This is a genomic window from Jejuia sp. G7-7, from assembly GCF_055808955.1.
In genome coordinates this window covers 2,164,290-2,180,366 of the sequence record NZ_JBVVSZ010000002.1, presented here as the reverse complement: position 1 = coordinate 2,180,366, position 16,077 = coordinate 2,164,290, and the positions used below count along the sequence as shown (strand labels likewise).

The 16,077-nt window shown below is 32.4% G+C and carries 15 protein-coding genes and 1 pseudogene; 4 read left to right on the top strand and 12 right to left on the bottom strand.

Going from position 1 to position 16,077, the window contains the following annotated elements; translation table 11 throughout:
• Positions 1–4: 4 nt before the first annotated feature.
• The 11 genes from AC0L5U_RS20290 to AC0L5U_RS20240 all read right to left on the bottom strand — a co-directional run bounded on the left by AC0L5U_RS20290 (position 5) and on the right by AC0L5U_RS20240 (position 11,735).
• On the bottom strand, positions 5–1,066 hold the full coding sequence (locus AC0L5U_RS20290) for a sulfatase/phosphatase domain-containing protein (RefSeq protein WP_473418230.1): 1,062 nt from the start codon (positions 1,064–1,066) through the stop codon (positions 5–7).
• Positions 1,059–1,469, bottom strand: coding sequence for a sulfatase-like hydrolase/transferase (locus tag AC0L5U_RS20285; RefSeq protein WP_473418229.1), 411 nt, complete (start codon positions 1,467–1,469; stop codon positions 1,059–1,061). Before AC0L5U_RS20285 ends, AC0L5U_RS20290 begins: the two co-directional genes overlap by 8 nt.
• 1 nt (position 1,470) lies before the next feature.
• On the bottom strand, positions 1,471–2,484 hold the full coding sequence (locus tag AC0L5U_RS20280; protein ID WP_473418228.1) for a hypothetical protein: 1,014 nt from the start codon (positions 2,482–2,484) through the stop codon (positions 1,471–1,473).
• Positions 2,454–4,046: a glycoside hydrolase family 2 protein gene (locus tag AC0L5U_RS20275; RefSeq protein WP_473418227.1), complete on the bottom strand. Its 1,593-nt coding sequence runs from the start codon at positions 4,044–4,046 to the stop codon at positions 2,454–2,456. Before AC0L5U_RS20275 ends, AC0L5U_RS20280 begins: the two co-directional genes overlap by 31 nt.
• Complete coding sequence (locus tag AC0L5U_RS20270; protein ID WP_473418343.1) at positions 4,034–5,470, bottom strand: glycoside hydrolase family 2 protein; 1,437 nt, start codon at positions 5,468–5,470, stop codon at positions 4,034–4,036. The genes AC0L5U_RS20275 and AC0L5U_RS20270 overlap by 13 nt, the downstream gene beginning before the upstream one ends.
• Entirely contained in the window at positions 5,461–5,751 is a 291-nt protein-coding gene (locus AC0L5U_RS20265) for a hypothetical protein (RefSeq protein WP_473418226.1), read from the bottom strand. Before AC0L5U_RS20265 ends, AC0L5U_RS20270 begins: the two co-directional genes overlap by 10 nt.
• A 30-nt stretch (positions 5,752–5,781) precedes the next feature.
• Positions 5,782–7,755 (bottom strand): glycoside hydrolase family 97 protein, encoded by a 1,974-nt coding sequence (locus AC0L5U_RS20260; RefSeq protein ID WP_473418225.1) that lies wholly within the window; start codon positions 7,753–7,755, stop codon positions 5,782–5,784.
• Between the two features lie 29 nt (positions 7,756–7,784).
• The gene (locus AC0L5U_RS20255) at positions 7,785–8,372 is read right to left on the bottom strand and encodes a hypothetical protein (protein WP_473418224.1); all 588 of its coding nucleotides are present in this window, start codon (positions 8,370–8,372) and stop codon (positions 7,785–7,787) included.
• A 62-nt stretch (positions 8,373–8,434) separates the two neighbouring features.
• Positions 8,435–10,066 (bottom strand): FAD-dependent oxidoreductase, encoded by a 1,632-nt coding sequence (locus AC0L5U_RS20250; protein WP_473418223.1) that lies wholly within the window; start codon positions 10,064–10,066, stop codon positions 8,435–8,437.
• Positions 10,067–10,087: 21 nt separating this feature from the next.
• A complete protein-coding gene (locus AC0L5U_RS20245; protein WP_473418222.1) occupies positions 10,088–11,497 on the bottom strand; it encodes a sodium:solute symporter family transporter in 1,410 nt (469 codons plus the stop codon).
• On the bottom strand, positions 11,454–11,735 hold the full coding sequence (locus AC0L5U_RS20240) for a hypothetical protein (protein WP_473418221.1): 282 nt from the start codon (positions 11,733–11,735) through the stop codon (positions 11,454–11,456). Before AC0L5U_RS20240 ends, AC0L5U_RS20245 begins: the two co-directional genes overlap by 44 nt.
• 167 nt (positions 11,736–11,902) lie before the next feature.
• Here AC0L5U_RS20240 and AC0L5U_RS20235 point away from each other — a divergent pair.
• A pseudogene (locus AC0L5U_RS20235) lies at positions 11,903–12,912 on the top strand (LacI family DNA-binding transcriptional regulator).
• A 119-nt stretch (positions 12,913–13,031) separates the two neighbouring features.
• Here the strand turns inward: AC0L5U_RS20235 and dgoD are convergent.
• The gene (dgoD, locus tag AC0L5U_RS20230) at positions 13,032–14,189 is read right to left on the bottom strand and encodes a galactonate dehydratase (protein WP_473418220.1); all 1,158 of its coding nucleotides are present in this window, start codon (positions 14,187–14,189) and stop codon (positions 13,032–13,034) included.
• 318 nt (positions 14,190–14,507) lie between these two features.
• On the opposite strand from dgoD, the gene AC0L5U_RS20225 reads away from it, so the two are divergent.
• The 3 genes from AC0L5U_RS20225 (at position 14,508) to AC0L5U_RS20215 (ending at position 16,073) form a co-directional block, all read left to right on the top strand.
• Positions 14,508–15,098 carry an SDR family NAD(P)-dependent oxidoreductase gene (locus AC0L5U_RS20225; protein WP_473418219.1) on the top strand — a complete coding sequence of 197 codons (591 nt, stop codon included), beginning with the start codon at positions 14,508–14,510 and terminating at the stop codon, positions 15,096–15,098.
• Positions 15,099–15,138: 40 nt separating this feature from the next.
• A complete protein-coding gene (locus tag AC0L5U_RS20220; protein WP_473418218.1) occupies positions 15,139–15,255 on the top strand; it encodes a hypothetical protein in 117 nt (38 codons plus the stop codon).
• 116 nt (positions 15,256–15,371) lie between these two features.
• Positions 15,372–16,073, top strand: a complete 702-nt coding sequence (locus tag AC0L5U_RS20215) for an SMP-30/gluconolactonase/LRE family protein (protein ID WP_473418342.1) — start codon at positions 15,372–15,374, stop codon at positions 16,071–16,073.
• Positions 16,074–16,077: the final 4 nt, after the last annotated feature.

Sequence of the window (16,077 nt, the reverse complement as noted above, 5' to 3'; positions counted from 1 at the left end):
GAAACTAAATTAGTTTATTTTTTAAAAGGTATGTTTCCCATTCCTTTAAAATTTCTTCATCTGAAGCATCGATACTTAATCCTTTTTTCTTAAAACTTTTTGCCAAATAATCATGAGAACCTTCTTTCGCCTTTTTTGTAGCTTCAACTGACTCAGCAATCATGTTTTTTTCGACTACTTTTAATTTAGAATCTAAAACAGAAAATAATTTCTCTTCTATATTTTTATGTGCTTTAATACCCGAAAGATTATTAAATTCATTTGGATCTTTTGATAAATCATATAATTCAAACTCTGGACGCTTTTCTGCCATAAGTAAATTATAAGGATGTTTCAAATGTCCGTTTTTATGTAAAACTTTATACAACGTGAACGCTGGATATTGTAATTTTTTATAGGAGGTTAATTGCATATATGGCAACTCTGGCATTCTATTCCATATCAACTTATATTTTCCATCTGTTATTGAACGAATATCATCAACCGCATCTCCACATCGTTGTCTGAATCCAAAAACATAATCTCTTTTGTCTCCATCAAAAATATCTTTACCATGCATGTAATCAGGGATATCAAAACCAGCTAACTTTATCGAACTTGCTGTAACATCAACTAAACTAATTAGGTCTTCTCTAACCGTTCCAGCCTTTAAATTTTTAGGATACCTAACAATTAACGGAATAGCTAATCCTCCTTCATACAACCATTGTTTATCTCTTACATGTGGACGTCCATGATCTCCAAATAAAACAACAACAGTATTATCAGTCAACCCTTCTTTTTCTAATCTATCTAATATTTTACCAACTCTTTTATCCCCTATTTGAACGCTTTCAAGGTATTCTGCCCAATCTGCACGAATCAATTCATGATCTGGATAACACTCTGGCAAAGTAACTTCACTTGGGTTAATCGGGTTTGTTTTATCATTAACAAAAACACGATGTGGTTCATGTATTTGAACTTGTGCAAAAAACGGTTGCCCTTCTTTTCTTTGATTCCAATCTGTACCATCAAAAAAATCAGAACCTAAAAAATTATAATCTTCCTTACCCTTTTTAGTCATTTTTTTTGCAGAACCATTTGTACAGAAATAGCCTTTTTTTAAAGATATCCATAACAGGAACAATACCTTCGGGCAAATCAAACATTTCCATTGTTCTATGATTTAATACGTTAATGGCACTTGGATACACTCCAGTAATTTGTGAAGAACGACTTGCTGAACATACTGGTGCATTTGAATAAGCATTAGTATAACGCACACCTTCTTGTGCTAACTTATCCATATTAGGAGTACTCACATCTGGATTACCATAACAACTCAACTCTCTACCTAAATCATCTAAATTTATCCATAAAATGTTAAGTTGTGATTCTGTTTTTTTAGTTACTTCATTTTTACAATTTAATAAACTAATTGAAAACAATAAAAAGATTGAAAACTTCCAGATATTTTTTTTAAGCATATTAGTATTTATTAGTTTTAGTTATTTTGGTCTTTAATGACTTACCATTTTTATTTATAGCTACAATATATTCAGCATCCTTTGGCACTATTATTAGACCGGGGTTTACCTGTTCAACTTTAATAGTTTTTCCCGAAGCTAAAGTCACTTCGTAGCCTGTAATTTTTTCTGGAACAATTATCCTAACAGCAATATTATGATCTCCTTTCACGGCTCCTAAAATATTGAGTTGTTCTGGTGCATTTTCTTCAGTTAAAGTTACCTGAAACTCATCTGACCAAGGACTATATCCTTCTTTAAGTATTCTCCTAACACGACCATAATAAGTACTTCCGTTTTTCAAATCTCTTACACGAATTGCCCCAAGTACAGGTCCTCTTACTGTTTTGTTATACTTTCCAGTTTTACTTCCATATTCAACCTCTAGCCCTTTATCTCCTTTCAAACTTGTAACGCCTAACATAAAACTTCTGTCTAATGGCAATACCTTTCTAACTTCAGGGTTTTTAGCCTCCGGGTATATAGGTAAAGGCAACTTCTCGCCTGTTGCTAGATTAAATTTAGATTCTGCTACTGTATAGCCATTATTAGAAATTAATGAAACCACTAATAGTTTAGTGTTTGAAGCTGTCCATTTTATGGTTTTCCGAATAGCCTCACTATCAGGTTCAATAGCATCAAGCTTATAAATACTTCCGTCTAAAACGTTTCCATTAACGTCTAGAAGTTCGTAAACCCAAGAATAACCTTTAAGGATAAATGCTGGTAACTCATCCCAAGCTCTAGGCTGGATAACTATTTCTGCCTGTTGTTTTTCAATTTTAGCATCCATTGATTTTACTGGTTGTTGAATTCTAGACATTTGATAGTAAAATTTCTTAGGGTTTCTCCATATATCAACAATTCCCCAATCTCTATTTTGACTAGCTGGTGTTCCTTTATGGTAGCTTCTATAGTCATTAAACGTCCAATGAGAAGCACCTATTAAATAAGGTTTTTTCCAAGTTCTTTCCAAAGCGCAGTAAAATCTACGTTATGATTTAATGATTCATCTCTATCTTGTCCAAATTCAGTAAAAAATACTGGTAAATCTGGAATGCTATCATGAATCATTTTTAGTTGCTTTATTTTAGCACCATCTTTACCATACTTGTTGGTAAATAAGATGTCAACACTTTTACTATCCAAAAACTTATAACCTCTAACTGGGTTATTACCAAAAGCTTGATCATGGATATTTGCGTAGTATCTTGTATTGTCTAATTCTTTTGAAAGCGGACGCATTGCTCTTACATAATCATCGGCAGCTTGTCTTAATTCGTTTCCTGGAGACCAACCGATAATAGATGGATGATTCCAATCACGATGTACCATATCTGTAAATATATTTCCAGGATAAACACTTAAAGCTTTATTGGCATCTTCCTTACTGTACATAGGGGCACGATATACCGTTTGCCAAATTGGTATTTCAGACCAAATCATATAACCAACCTTATCGCAATAATCTAATAATTCTGGCGCAGATGGTGCATGCATAATCCTAGAAAAATTGGCTCCAGAACGTTTCATCAGGTCTATATCAGCTTTCACTAAATGCAGCGGTTCTGTATTTCCATAAGCACGGTGGTCGTGTACACGATTGTAACCAAACAAACGCACTTTCTCACCATTTAAATACATGCCATCTGGCTTAATATCTATTTGTCTTAATCCAAAATGTTCCTTTAAAACATCTTTAACTTCACCTTGAAATGAAAGCTTCGTTTCTAAATTATATAGTTGTGGATCATCAAAATGCCACATTCTAGTTTGTTTAGAATTTAAATAAATTTCAGTTGAAAACTTAGATAAACCTTCAGCTTTTGCTTTTCCTGAAATTAAAAAAGCTACATCGTCTAATTCTTTTATGGTCCCTATAATCGATATTTTTTTTGCTTCACTTGTACTATTTTCAACAGTAACATTTAACTTAACATATCCTGTTTTGGTTATAACATCCAAACTAGGTTCTATTTTTTGACGAATAATTCTCAAGTCATTGTAAGCCTCTAAATAAACATCTCTGTTAATACCTCCCCATTGATACCAAGCACCTAATTTATGCTCGTTATTCGCTTTTAATTTTATTGTTGCTTTTTCTCCAGGATACACATATTTACTAATATCAAACTCAAAAGGTAAATAACCGCCAACATGTTGCCCTAAATAATTATTATTCAACCATACATCGGCAATATCATAAACAGCATCAAACTTTAAAAAAATACGTTTACCGTTCCAATTTTTTGGTATTGAAATTTCTTTTTGATACCATGCGTCCCCAATATAATCAGCATATTCAGTATAAGTGTTCCAACTAGCTGGTACTGGTAACATTTTCCAATTGTTCGTTTTTATCTCGGTACTATCAGCAAATTGCCAATCGCCATTAAGAGAAAACCTATCCGCAGAATTAGCTTTGTTTTGCGAATATACAGCAAACGAAAAGGTCAGTAACAATACAATTACTGCACTTGTTAATACCTTAATTTGCTTCTTAAACATCCTTTTAAAATCTCTTATTATTCGTTCCATTTTTTATATGCTTCTTTTAGTTGATAATAAGCTGCCTTTTTATTTCTATTTTCATCTACTATACCCCATTCTCTAAATCCTGATTTAGGTGTGCCCTTATATTTACTTCTATAATCATTATAACTCCAAATAGAAACACCAGTAACAAAAGGCAAATTCCTTAATCCCTCAATATCTTTTACTAACTCATCACTTAGTTTTGCGTCTGGAGCTGTTCCAATTTGCTTTCTTCCTATCTCAGAAATGAATATAGGTTTTTCAGGGAATTTTTCATGAGTAAGTTTTGCCAATTCCACAGCTTCACCATAGGTATTCATGGAAATAAAATCTATTTTTTCATAGGGTTCTTTTCCTATTTCACCCTTTCGATAAGTGGTAATAGTTACATAGGTCTTCAATCTTACAGAATCCAATTCCTCAACATAATCAAGCATAGAATTAACATAACTGTATTGTGCTTTTGTTAATACTTTATCCTTCCATTCTAGTTCTGGATCTCTTAACTCATTACCAACACTCCAAGCTACAATACTAGGATGATTAAAATCTCTTTCAATCATCTTTTTTAACCACGTTTTGGTTACTGGATTATTTGGAAATGATTGTGGGTCGTCTGCTCCCCAAACAGGAATTTCTTCAACTAATAAAAAACCAATACTGTCACAGAATTTTAATATATTTTTTGAAAGTGGCGCGTGCATTAACCTTGAAAAATTACATCCCAAAGATTTAATATCCAACAGGTCTTTTTTAATCAATTCATCTGGCTCTGTATTACCATAAAGCGGATGATCATGAACTCGGTTAACACCATTCATTCTCACCGGATTATTATTAAGATAGAATTGTTCGCCATGTACTTCAAATTTTCTAATACCAATTTTATCTGAAATTGTTTGGTAATCAATACCATCAACTTCAAGGGTACTAGAAACTTGATATAAATTAGGATTATTAAAATCCCAAAGTTTATAATCTGACAGATTTCTTTGAAATGAAATAGTATTTATAGCGTTAGAATTTGCTTCAATTTTGAATGATATAGTATCAACCAATACATTTTCAATTTCTGGTTTAAGTGAAACATATACTGACTTAGCACTATTGTTTTTAACCTTATACTTTATATTGAAATTCACTTTTTTAACTTCAAAATCAGGTTCAGCAGTAATATGTTGATAGATTAAGCTAACATTTTTTTTAGCTTTAAGCGAAACATCTCGACTAATACCTCCCCATGGCCACCAAGCACCTCTTTGGTAAGTGTTGTCAGCCATAACGGTAATAGTATTAGTTTGATTATAATCTACTTTATCAGTAATATTGAATTCAATTGGTAGGTATCCACCAAAGTTTTCTCCCAATAAAGTTCCGTTTAACCAAACTTTAGATGTTTGGTAAATAGCTTCAAAATTTAATAGAATCTGATTTTCGCTCCAATTTTGAGGTATTTCAAACTTTTTTGATAATACCCTTTACCAACATATTTAGAATAGCGTTCTCGGGTATCCCAATTTCCAGGAACAACAATAGTATCCCATTTAATGATTGTATTAAAAAGTTCTTTTTCAGTTAAATCATTAGATGCTAAAAACTGCCAAGTGCCGTTTAAAGAAAACACTTCACTATCTAATGTAAATGAAGTACTCTTGTTGTCACATGACAATAACAACAACGTAATAATTACAATTCCAACGTTTTTCATTTATAATATATTATCAGTATTATTTTAAATTTATTCAGCTTTGAAAGAAATGACTGCGCCTCCGTTTTCAGCTAAATCAATATTTAATCTTGTGTTTTTAGTAGCTTTTGAAGCGCCTTTAGTAAACCTTGTTACAAGATTGTATTGTGGCTCAAATTGTCTTGGGTGTAAACCCATAGTATCAAATTTTTCAGATTCTAAATCATCTTTAAAAATTTCAACATTATAGTTTTGTGCTTCTAAAAATTCACAATCTATTATTACCTGTTTCCCTTTCCCGTTACTCATAACACCTAAATACCAGTCTTTTCCACTTCGTCTTGCTATAATTGCCATTTCTCCAATTTTACTATGAGGAAGCACAATAGACTCCTCCCAAACTGTAGGAATCTCATCTATTAATGGTAGTGCTTGTTTTACTTCCTTAGCTTCTAATAAATAATCCGTTCCTTCCGCAATGCAGTTAAAAGGCGTATAAAAACAAACTAAAGTAGCCAATTGATGCGCCCAAGTTGTTTCGCCTGGATTTGTGAATCCAATAGGTGTATAATCAGCATGCCCTGTTACATATCTAGTAAAAGGCAATGCTGTATTATGAGATGCTGTAATATTTCTTTCGTTTTTTATACCATTAATTTCCATTCCACGAATACCCTCTCTTGTAACTTCATTAGGATAGGTTCTATATTCTCCAGAACTTTGTTGGCAGCCATGGAAATTAACCATCAGCTTACGTTCAGCACATTTTTTTAATAGATTTTCATCAAAGTCAATAAGCTGTTTGGTTTGCCCATTCATGAAATCAACTTTGATACCTAGTGCTCCTGTTGATTTTACACTATCCAGAAAATGGCGCATGACTTCATAGTCATTCTTTGGAAAATTAATTTCTATTGAATGTTTCCAAAGGAAAATACCAATACCTTTATCTTCTGCGGTTTTGCACAATTTAGTTGTCGTTTTCCATTTATCTTCCCATAGTTCCCAGCCTTCATCAACCATAGAATAATCTAAACCTAATTTAACAGCATCATCAACCATTTGCATTTCAGCAAGAAAAGTTGCATGTTTTTTAGACCACCAATGCCATACAGCCGTCCCTGGTTTAATCCAACTTCTATCAGCAAACAATTCTGGGTCTGGTTCTGGATTTAACGCAGGTACCATTACATTGTTAACCAAGGCATTTAAATCATCTGCTATTAAAATACAACGCCATGGTGTTGTAATATCTCCATCAATCTCAAATCCCGCTTCGCCTTCTGTGAAATTACAAGCAAAGGTATTGTTACCTATAGCTTCCAAACGTATACCGCTATAATTATACAACGCAGCCTCAGCCAATAAAGCATAACCACCCTGCGGTAATTCTAAGGTTAAAGTTAATCCTTGAACTGGTCCTTGCTTAGACACCGTTTCCATTTTTGAAATATCTTCTTTAAACCATTCTCCTGCATGAGATTTCAATTTCCAACTGCCTTTTCTTTCAAAATACCATACTTTAGTATCATCAGGAATTTTAAACGAGGTCATTTCTCCTGCTACTTTTTGTACATCCGACCCAGGAACTCTATACCGATAAGCGACTCCCTGATTAGAAACTTGCACATCTAAAAACCATTTAAAACCATCTGCTTCTGTTAATTCAAAAGTTGTTTTATTAGCCTCATAAACGCCTTTGCTTTTCATCCCCAATAACGGAAATTCTTCTTTTACATTTGAAGTTTCTAGTTGTTTTATTTGAGAGTTAACGCCTAACTTTTTTCCGTTAACGGTTATACCAATTGCTGAAGAATCTATAACAACGTTTTCCTTTGAAACTATTTTATAACCAAGTTGACTATCTTGAAATTTGAAAACGTGTACTAAGTTTGTACCACCTGTTAATTCAAATTGATTTTTTGGCGTATTCTCGCAAGATACAAGTATTATGATGAATACTAAAGACCATAGGAATGATGAAATAGCGTATTTTGAAATTAGATTTTTAAATTTAAGAACCACCTTTAATTTATTTAGTTTATGAATATTTATTAACTACAAACAACTTCAAAAATTGATGCTGCTACATGCACAGAAGGATGCTTCGTCTCAATAATTAAACCTTTAGTTTTTATTGGATTTTCAAATGAAAGCGTATTAATTGTTTGATAATTACCTTCTACTTTGAAAAGCACTTTATGGTTACTATCTCTAATAGTGTAATCTCTTAAACAGAAAGGTACAACTTCTTCTGGATGTCCCATTAATGTAGATTCCATCGGGTGGTCGTAATCTGGGTCTAAGAATAATTTAATCTCAGAAACCTCTTTTTCTTCAACCCAATCAATTCTAAGCGTTGGATTATTATCACTTAAATCTGAAACCCAAGCATTAATTTCTGTATTTGGTCTTATATAACCATTACCTATATTTGAACTTTCAAAAGCAGTAATTGCGGGCGTGATTTCCATAGCAATATTGTGACCATTAGGACGACGTTGCGGTATCCAAAATTCAAATTCATCAACGCCAATATTTGCTGGAGGTGTTTGTTTTCCATTATTTGAAACAGCTTTATTTACGCTATTAAACACAGATAATACTCCTGTAAAACGCTTGTTACTATTTTTAAAATTCACTTTAGAATTAGATATGAACGTTACAAATGCATATTGATTTTCTGGAGTTGATGCTTCAAATTCTATAGTAACGAACTGCTCTCCTTTTTCAAGTTGAATTTTTTGCTTTCTAAAACAACTTCTGGTGTGTAATTTTTAGCTTTTTCAGAAGTTCTTAATTGCACTTCAATACTAGTAGCCTCATCAGCTTTTAACTGCACTTTAAATGCGTATTTTTGATTCGCTTTAAATGGTAATAACTGTGCCGCTGATATTGCTAAGTTTGACCATTCGCCATCAAAAGGAATTTTAGATAATTTTAAAGTAGAAGATGCTTTAATCGAAGCCTCGTTAAGTAAATTCGTAGCCTTTTGAATTGGTACATTCGGAATACTTTGTCCTATTAAGTTTAGTTCATTTTGAAGTTCTTTAATTACTCCATTTTCTAAAATTTCAGCAGGATTAATTTTTTTCTCTTTACATAGGTACGCCGCCATACCCAAGGCTTGAGCACATAATCCTGTGGTAGCCATAACTCGAGTTGATCCAAAGGCTACGTGAGTTGCACTTATAATTCTTCCTGCAAATAACAGGTTATCTATATCTTTACTTACAAATGAACGGAACGGAATTTCATAAATACCTTTAGAGTGCCATTGTGTGCACCCTGAAAGCTCACTATATACACCATCTGCTGGATGTAAATCTATAGCCCAACCACCATGCGCAATAGCATCATCAAACTCTTTTTGATTGATAACATCTTGCTGCTTCATCATGTACAAACCTTCAAAACGTCTGCTTTCACGTTTTCCAGGAACAGTTGCCACCCATTCTAATGTCATGTTTTCTACACCTTCAAATTCTCCTGAATTTTTAATATAATCCCAAACACCATAAATAACTTTCCAAAGTTCATATTTAATTTCTTCTGTTTCATGAATTGTGTCATGACGTCCACCATATTCAAACCACCAGAAACGACACCCTTTATCATCTTTGCCAATAGATTTATATCTAGGAATTGTTGTTTCAATATCTTTTATAGCATACGATGGCGCTACATATTTTACAGGTTTGCCTTCATCTTTACTGTAGAAATACATCGAGTGTCCTAGAAGTTCTCCATAAGATTTATCTGGAGCAAAAAGCTCTCCAAATTCTTCTTTAGCTTCTGCACCCATTCTGAAACTAGCACCTGCTTTAAATGAAACGATACCATCTCCTGATGCATCACAAAACAGCGGTGATTTTATATTATACTCTGTTGAATTTTGAGAATTAAATGCTTTAACAGATTCTAGCGTGTTATCATTTTTCTTTTTAACATCATAAACACTTGTATTTAAAAGTAAGGTAATATTGGCTTCGTTTAGTACTTTCTCCAAAAGTACAGTATCAAAAATTACAGCATTTCCTTCTTTATTTCTGTACAAATTCTCAACAAGAATTTCATCCATAACACCACCTTCGCGAGACCAACGATTATTGTTACCCATGTGAGATGTAGCACCTAATATCCAAAGACGAACTTCTGAAGAAGCGTTACCACCTAAAACAGGTCTGTCTTGAACTAAAATCGTTTTTAATCCTTTTCTAGCGGAAGTTATAGCGGCACATACACCTGCAATTCCTCCTCCTATAACAACAAAATCTACATTAATTAATTCAGTCTTGTTATCTCTTAAACTTTTACTAAATGATTCTATAATCATGAATTTTTTCGCTATTAAAATTTAATTTCTTGTTTTATTTATCACATAAAGCCCTAATAATAACACAGCAATTCCCATACTTCCCACAAGTATTTGTGCTGATTCGCCAATAAAAGACAATATTAAAATTAGTAACCCTGTGAATGCAACACCAATACCAATAACACGTGTTCCTTTTTTATTACTACCATCAGCAGCTTCTTCTGGCTCACTTTGCTTAATTAATCTCAGTACTTCATAAGCTTCATATTCGGAAGTGTCGCTTTTTGATTGCTTCAACGCTATTTCAATAATAGCCAATAACACTATTGGTATTCCCATACCAACAACCATTTCCATAGCTCTTCCTAAAGTAACACCTATTAAATCTGGTGCAAAAAATTTAAAGAAAGCATTAATCATTAATGAAATAATAGTAACTGCTAGAACCGTTTTACCTGTTTGTCTTTTAGAGAATAATGCCCATAATGGTGGTAAAAGCATAGCACCTCCTGTTAATGCTGCTAAACTCATAACCACCTCAACAATACCTCCTAATAACGGCACTAATAAGGCGATAATAATAGTTATTATTCCTAGAGAGATTGTTGCAATTCTAGCTATTCTGACTAACTTTTTATCGCTTGTTTTTGGAAATAAGTTTTTATAAATATCGTTTGTTAACACCCCAGCCGAGATGTTTAAAGTAGTATTTACTGAACTAGATGTAGCAAATACCATACCTCCTAACATTAAACCAAGCATCCCAACTGGTAGTACTTCTTTACACATTAGTAAATAAGCACCTTCATCTGCTAATGCTCCTAAATCTGGATTTAGGACTCTGTATATCATAGGTGGAAGCATCCAAACTAGTGGACTAATGGTATATAATGCTCCAAACAACCATCCTACTTTTTTAGCATCTCTTGGTGATGCCACGCTTGTATAACGCTGTACATAAGCCCAGTTTCCTGCTATAAAGAATAAATTATAAAGCCCAAAAGCAAACATAAAAACCCATGAATATTCGTCGTTAGCGAACTCAAAAAAACGTTCTGGAGCTTGTGATACAAAATTATCTATACCTCCAATTTCATCGAATGATAGTGGCACCACAATTAATACCGCGGCTGTTAATACTATAAACTGTAAAACATCTGTAACAATTACCGCCCATAAGCCACCTACTGCAGTATAAACTAAAATAAGAATACCCAATACGATAACGCTAGTAGAAATAGGAATACCTGTTGAAACCTCAACAATTTTTGCTACAGGATACAAAAATGCCCCAGTAGTAAAAATAGATATTAAAAGAAAAATATAGGTATATGTTTTTTGAGTTGATTTCCCGAGTCTATCTGTTATAAATTCAGCAGCGGTTAACGCTTTTGTTTTTTGCCACTTAGGGGCAATAAAAAATCCAATAAGAACACCTGCTATGCACATCGTCCACTCGAATAGTTACAGCTACCCAACCACTTGAATACGCTATTGACCCCCAAACCACAAATGTTCCTGCAGAAAAGAAACTCATAAATAAAGATAAACCACTCATCCACCAAGGTAATGCACCTCCTGCGGCAAAGTAAGATTTCATGTTTTTTCCTGCTTTAGAAAAGCTCATTCCACAGATGAAAACCAAAAGCGTGAAAACTATAATTACAGCAATATCAATATTTGACATAGAAGTTTAGTTTAGTTAGTGTCAGCAAGTAAATCGAAATACTTTAAACTGACAAATAAATACATCAATACAGCTTTGGAAACGTTTCCAATTTTACGGAAACGTTTCCGAAATTAGAGATATTTATTGTATTTTGTGCCATAGTATAACAGTATAAACCGCTAAAAATGAAACATATTACCATTAAAGATGTTGCAAAAAAGTTAAATGTTTCTATTTCTTCAGTATCTAGGGCGTTAAATAATAAGCATGATATAAAAAAAGAAACCCGTGAATTGATATTAAAAACTGCGGATGAAATGGGGTACACGCCTAACTTAATTGCTAAACATTTAAGTGAACAGAAATCTTATATTATTGGTGTTGTGGTTCCTGAATTAATGAGTGACTACTTTTCACAAGTTGTTATTGCTCTTCAAAATTTTTTATCTTCAAAAGGTTATCAATTAATAGTGATGCATTCAGATGAAAATCCAGAATTAGAATTAAAAAATGTAAAAACCTTAATTCGTAATATGGTAGATGGATTAATTATCGCACCAGTAGTTGAAAACACAAATAAGGCTTTTTATTTAGAAAAACTAAAGCAAGATTTTCCTATAATTTTTATGAGTCGAGTAAGCGAAGTATTTCCAGCTTCAAAAGTAATTTTCAACAATGTGAAATGGAGTTTTTTTGCTACTGAGCATTTAATACGCCAGAATTACAAAAGATTTATCATTTATCTGGTTACAAAGAATTAAGCGTGACTAAAGAACGAATTTACGGTTTTGAAAAAGCATTGAAAAAACATAAAATACCTAATGATCGCTATAAAATTATTGAAACAGGTTTAAAAGCTGAGGAAGGCATGGAAATTATTGAAGACCTAATTTTTAATCAAGATTTACCTAATGCCTTTTTTTGTGTAAACGATTTAGTAGCTCTTGGAGCTATAAAAAAATTGAAAGAAAATGGGTATAGAGTTCCAGAAGACATAGCTTTTATGGGGTTTACTGAAACCCGAATGGCTGAGTTAGTAACTCCCCAATTAAGTAGTGTCAAACAACCTACATATAAAATGGCTGAAGCTGCTGGCAAACTGTTATTAGAAATTATAGATAATAATGCAACCGAAATAAAAACTATTGTTTTGAATGGAGAATTGAATATTAGAAGTTCATCTGTTTTATCATAACTGTGTTTCAGCAGAATATTTTATATAAATCTCTAGTTTTGGTTAATACTTTTTATTTTCAATTACTAAAACTATTTAGTTCTTATAACTTAAAGAAAATGTATTACCTAAAAAGTATACTACCATTCAGCAAAACTTCCATCTTCACGTCTCCAAATAGGGTTAGACCAATCATGACCTATTTTTTGTGCTTCTCGTAACCTATCTTCATCTATATCTACACCTAAACCTGATTTTTCAAACAATTCTATATAACCATCTTTAATATCAAACAACTCAGGATTAGTCATATAATCAAGAATATCATAACCTTTGTTATAATGAATACCTATACTACTCTCTTGAATAATTGCGTTTGCTGATACAAAATCAACATGTAAACAAGATGCTAAAGCAACTGGTCCAAGAGGACAGTGAGGAGCTAAAGTAATATCATATGCTTCTGCCATAGTAGCAATACGTCTTACTTCTGAAATACCACCTGCATGGCTTAAATCTGGTTGAATAATATCTACTACACCTTGATGTAATATTTCCTTGAAATCCCATCTTGAAAACATACGTTCACCAGTAGCAATAGGTATACTTGTATATCCATATAAGTGCTTTAAAGCATCATTATTTTCAGTTAAAACAGGCTCCTCAATAAACATAGGTTCATAAGGCGCTAATTCATCAATCAAACGCTTTACCATGGGTTTATGAATTCTACCATGAAAATCTAAACCAATATCTAAATCATAACCAAACTCTTCTCTTAGTAGTTTTATATTATTAGATACTGTTTTAACATCTTTTATAGAAGACACCCAATCCATAGCTCCTGTACAATTCATTTTTACAGCTTTAAAACCAGCTTTTACCTTTTCATGTGCCTGCTCTAAAACTACATCTGGGTTATCACCACCAATCCAACAATACATTTTCATTTTATCACGTACGGCTCCTCCTAAAAGCTCATATACTGGTACATTTAAGTGTTTTCCTTTTATATCCCATAATGCTTGATCTATTCCAGAAATTGCACTCATTAAAATTGCGCCTCCCCTATAGAATCCACCTCTGTATAAAACTTGCCAGATATCTTCAATTTCATTGGCATTTCTACCAATAATAAATTTTTCTAATTCTTTTACACAAGCAGCTACAGAATCTGCTTTACCTTCAACAACAGGTTCTCCCCAACCAATAATTCCTGATTGGGTAGTTATCTTAAGAAATAACCAACGTGGTGGTACTTTGAAAAATTCAATTTTGACAATTTTTAAATCGTTCATATATTTTTATTTGTTATTTTTTGAGCGTTACTAATTTAAGCTTTAAAATCAAATATTGAATATTAAAGACTATTATAAGTATCACAGAGTTTTTTATTTGTTCCCCTGAGTATAAATCATTTGGCCAGTCATAAAAATAAATACGTGTTTGGGATAAATAATATATAGTTTTAGAAAGCTAATAAATTATAATTTGATTTTTATTATGACCAATAAGAAATATTAATTATACTCAGGGGAACAAATAAAAAACTCTAAAACACATAACATAAGTAATGTATTCAGATTTTTACCTAAAACTAATTAATTTCTTATTTTATGAAAACTGTAATGATATTAGGGGGAACAAAAGGGGTCGGTAAAGAGATTCTAAAATCCTGTTTAAAAAAAGGGTATAATGTAGCTTTTTGTGGTAGAAACGTAGAAAGAGGAAATGAAATCATTGAATCTTTAAAAACGGAAGACAAACTATACTTCCATAAATTAGACCTAAATGCCATTGATGAAATTGAAAATTTTGTGATACAAACTATTAAAAGATTTAAAAGCATAGATGCCCTAGTTTTATATGCTGGAATAACTCCTGTTGCTTCTATTATGGAAACTGAAGAAGATATTTATGATAGTGTTTTTAATGTAAATCTTAAAAGTCCTTATTTTTTAATCAAACATGTAATAAAAAATATGAAAGATTTCAACACAGGTTCTATTATATTTTTTGGTTCTGCACACATGGATTATGGGCAAAAAGACAGAACTGCGTACGCACTTACTAAAGGTACACTTTATACGTTATCAAGACACATTGCACATCATTATTCTGAATATGGTATTCGATCAAATTATATAGTAATGGGTTGGACAAGCACTCGAAGGAGAATTAAAATTAAGAGAAAAAGAAGGTGTTAGTGTAGAAGAATTAAAACGTAAAGCAGCCGAAGAACTGCCAATGGGACGTATGTTGTCTCCTTCAGATCCAGTACCCGCGGTAATGTACTTAATTTCTGATGATTCTGCTATGACAACAGGTTCTAAAATAAGAATAACTGGAGGTGAATATATATAAGATTTTTATAATATGATCCCATCCTTAGTTTTTCATTCAGATTCTGAACTTTTAGAAGGTCCTGTTTTTGACAAAAAAATAATCATCTATATTTTGTATCTATATTGGATTGTTTGGTGTATTGTTTTGATCCTAAAACCAAGGAGATTTTAAGTATGAAACTTGATTCTCCTGTTAGTTGTATTTATTTCTTAGAAAGAAAAGTAATTTTAGTTTCTTCAAAAAATGGCTTTTTTAAAGTAGACTTCAATACCCTACAACAAGAGTTTACTTTTCAACTTGATATTGATAAAGCAGTAAGATATAATGACGGAATTGAAGATGCAAATGGAAGAATAATAGTAGGAACCATGGGTTATCCTGAGGTTAAAACAGGAATAGGTAATGTATATTCATACTACAAAGGTAACTCTAAAATAATTATCGCCAACACAACTATTTCAAACGGCTTAGCCTTTTCGCATGATAATAAATCTCTTTATTTTATTGATACACCAACTAAAAAAGTAGCAAAATATAGTTACAATTTAGAAACTGGTAACGTTGAGTTTCAATCTTATATTATAGAATTTAAAGGAGAAAGTTTTCCGGATGGCATGTGTATTGATAAAGATGGGATGCTCTGGATTGCGGAATGGGGAGGCGCGTGTATATCTAAATGGAATCCGTTAAATGGAGAAAGAATAGACGAGATAAAACTACCAAGTAAAAATGTTACTTCATGTTGTTTTGACAATCATTCTAACTTATATATTTCAACCGCAAAGGATGAAGATGGTAATGGTGGAGGATTGTTTTATATTAATTTAAAAAAATAGTTTG

Coding starts and splice junctions, on each gene's coding strand:
- AC0L5U_RS20290 (WP_473418230.1), bottom strand. CDS start 1,066: ATGACTAAAAAGGGTAAGGAAGATTATAATTTTTTAGGTTCTGATTTT.
- AC0L5U_RS20285 (WP_473418229.1), bottom strand. CDS start 1,469: ATGCTTAAAAAAAATATCTGGAAGTTTTCAATCTTTTTATTGTTTTCA.
- AC0L5U_RS20275 (WP_473418227.1), bottom strand. CDS start 4,046: ATGGAACGAATAATAAGAGATTTTAAAAGGATGTTTAAGAAGCAAATT.
- AC0L5U_RS20265 (WP_473418226.1), bottom strand. CDS start 5,751: ATGAAAAACGTTGGAATTGTAATTATTACGTTGTTGTTATTGTCATGT.
- AC0L5U_RS20250 (WP_473418223.1), bottom strand. CDS start 10,066: ATGATTATAGAATCATTTAGTAAAAGTTTAAGAGATAACAAGACTGAA.
- AC0L5U_RS20245 (WP_473418222.1), bottom strand. CDS start 11,497: ATGTGCATAGCAGGTGTTCTTATTGGATTTTTTATTGCCCCTAAGTGG.
- AC0L5U_RS20240 (WP_473418221.1), bottom strand. CDS start 11,735: ATGTCAAATATTGATATTGCTGTAATTATAGTTTTCACGCTTTTGGTT.
- dgoD (WP_473418220.1), bottom strand. CDS start 14,189: ATGAACGATTTAAAAATTGTCAAAATTGAATTTTTCAAAGTACCACCA.
- AC0L5U_RS20225 (WP_473418219.1), top strand. CDS start 14,508: ATGAAAACTGTAATGATATTAGGGGGAACAAAAGGGGTCGGTAAAGAG.
- AC0L5U_RS20220 (WP_473418218.1), top strand. CDS start 15,139: ATGGGACGTATGTTGTCTCCTTCAGATCCAGTACCCGCGGTAATGTAC.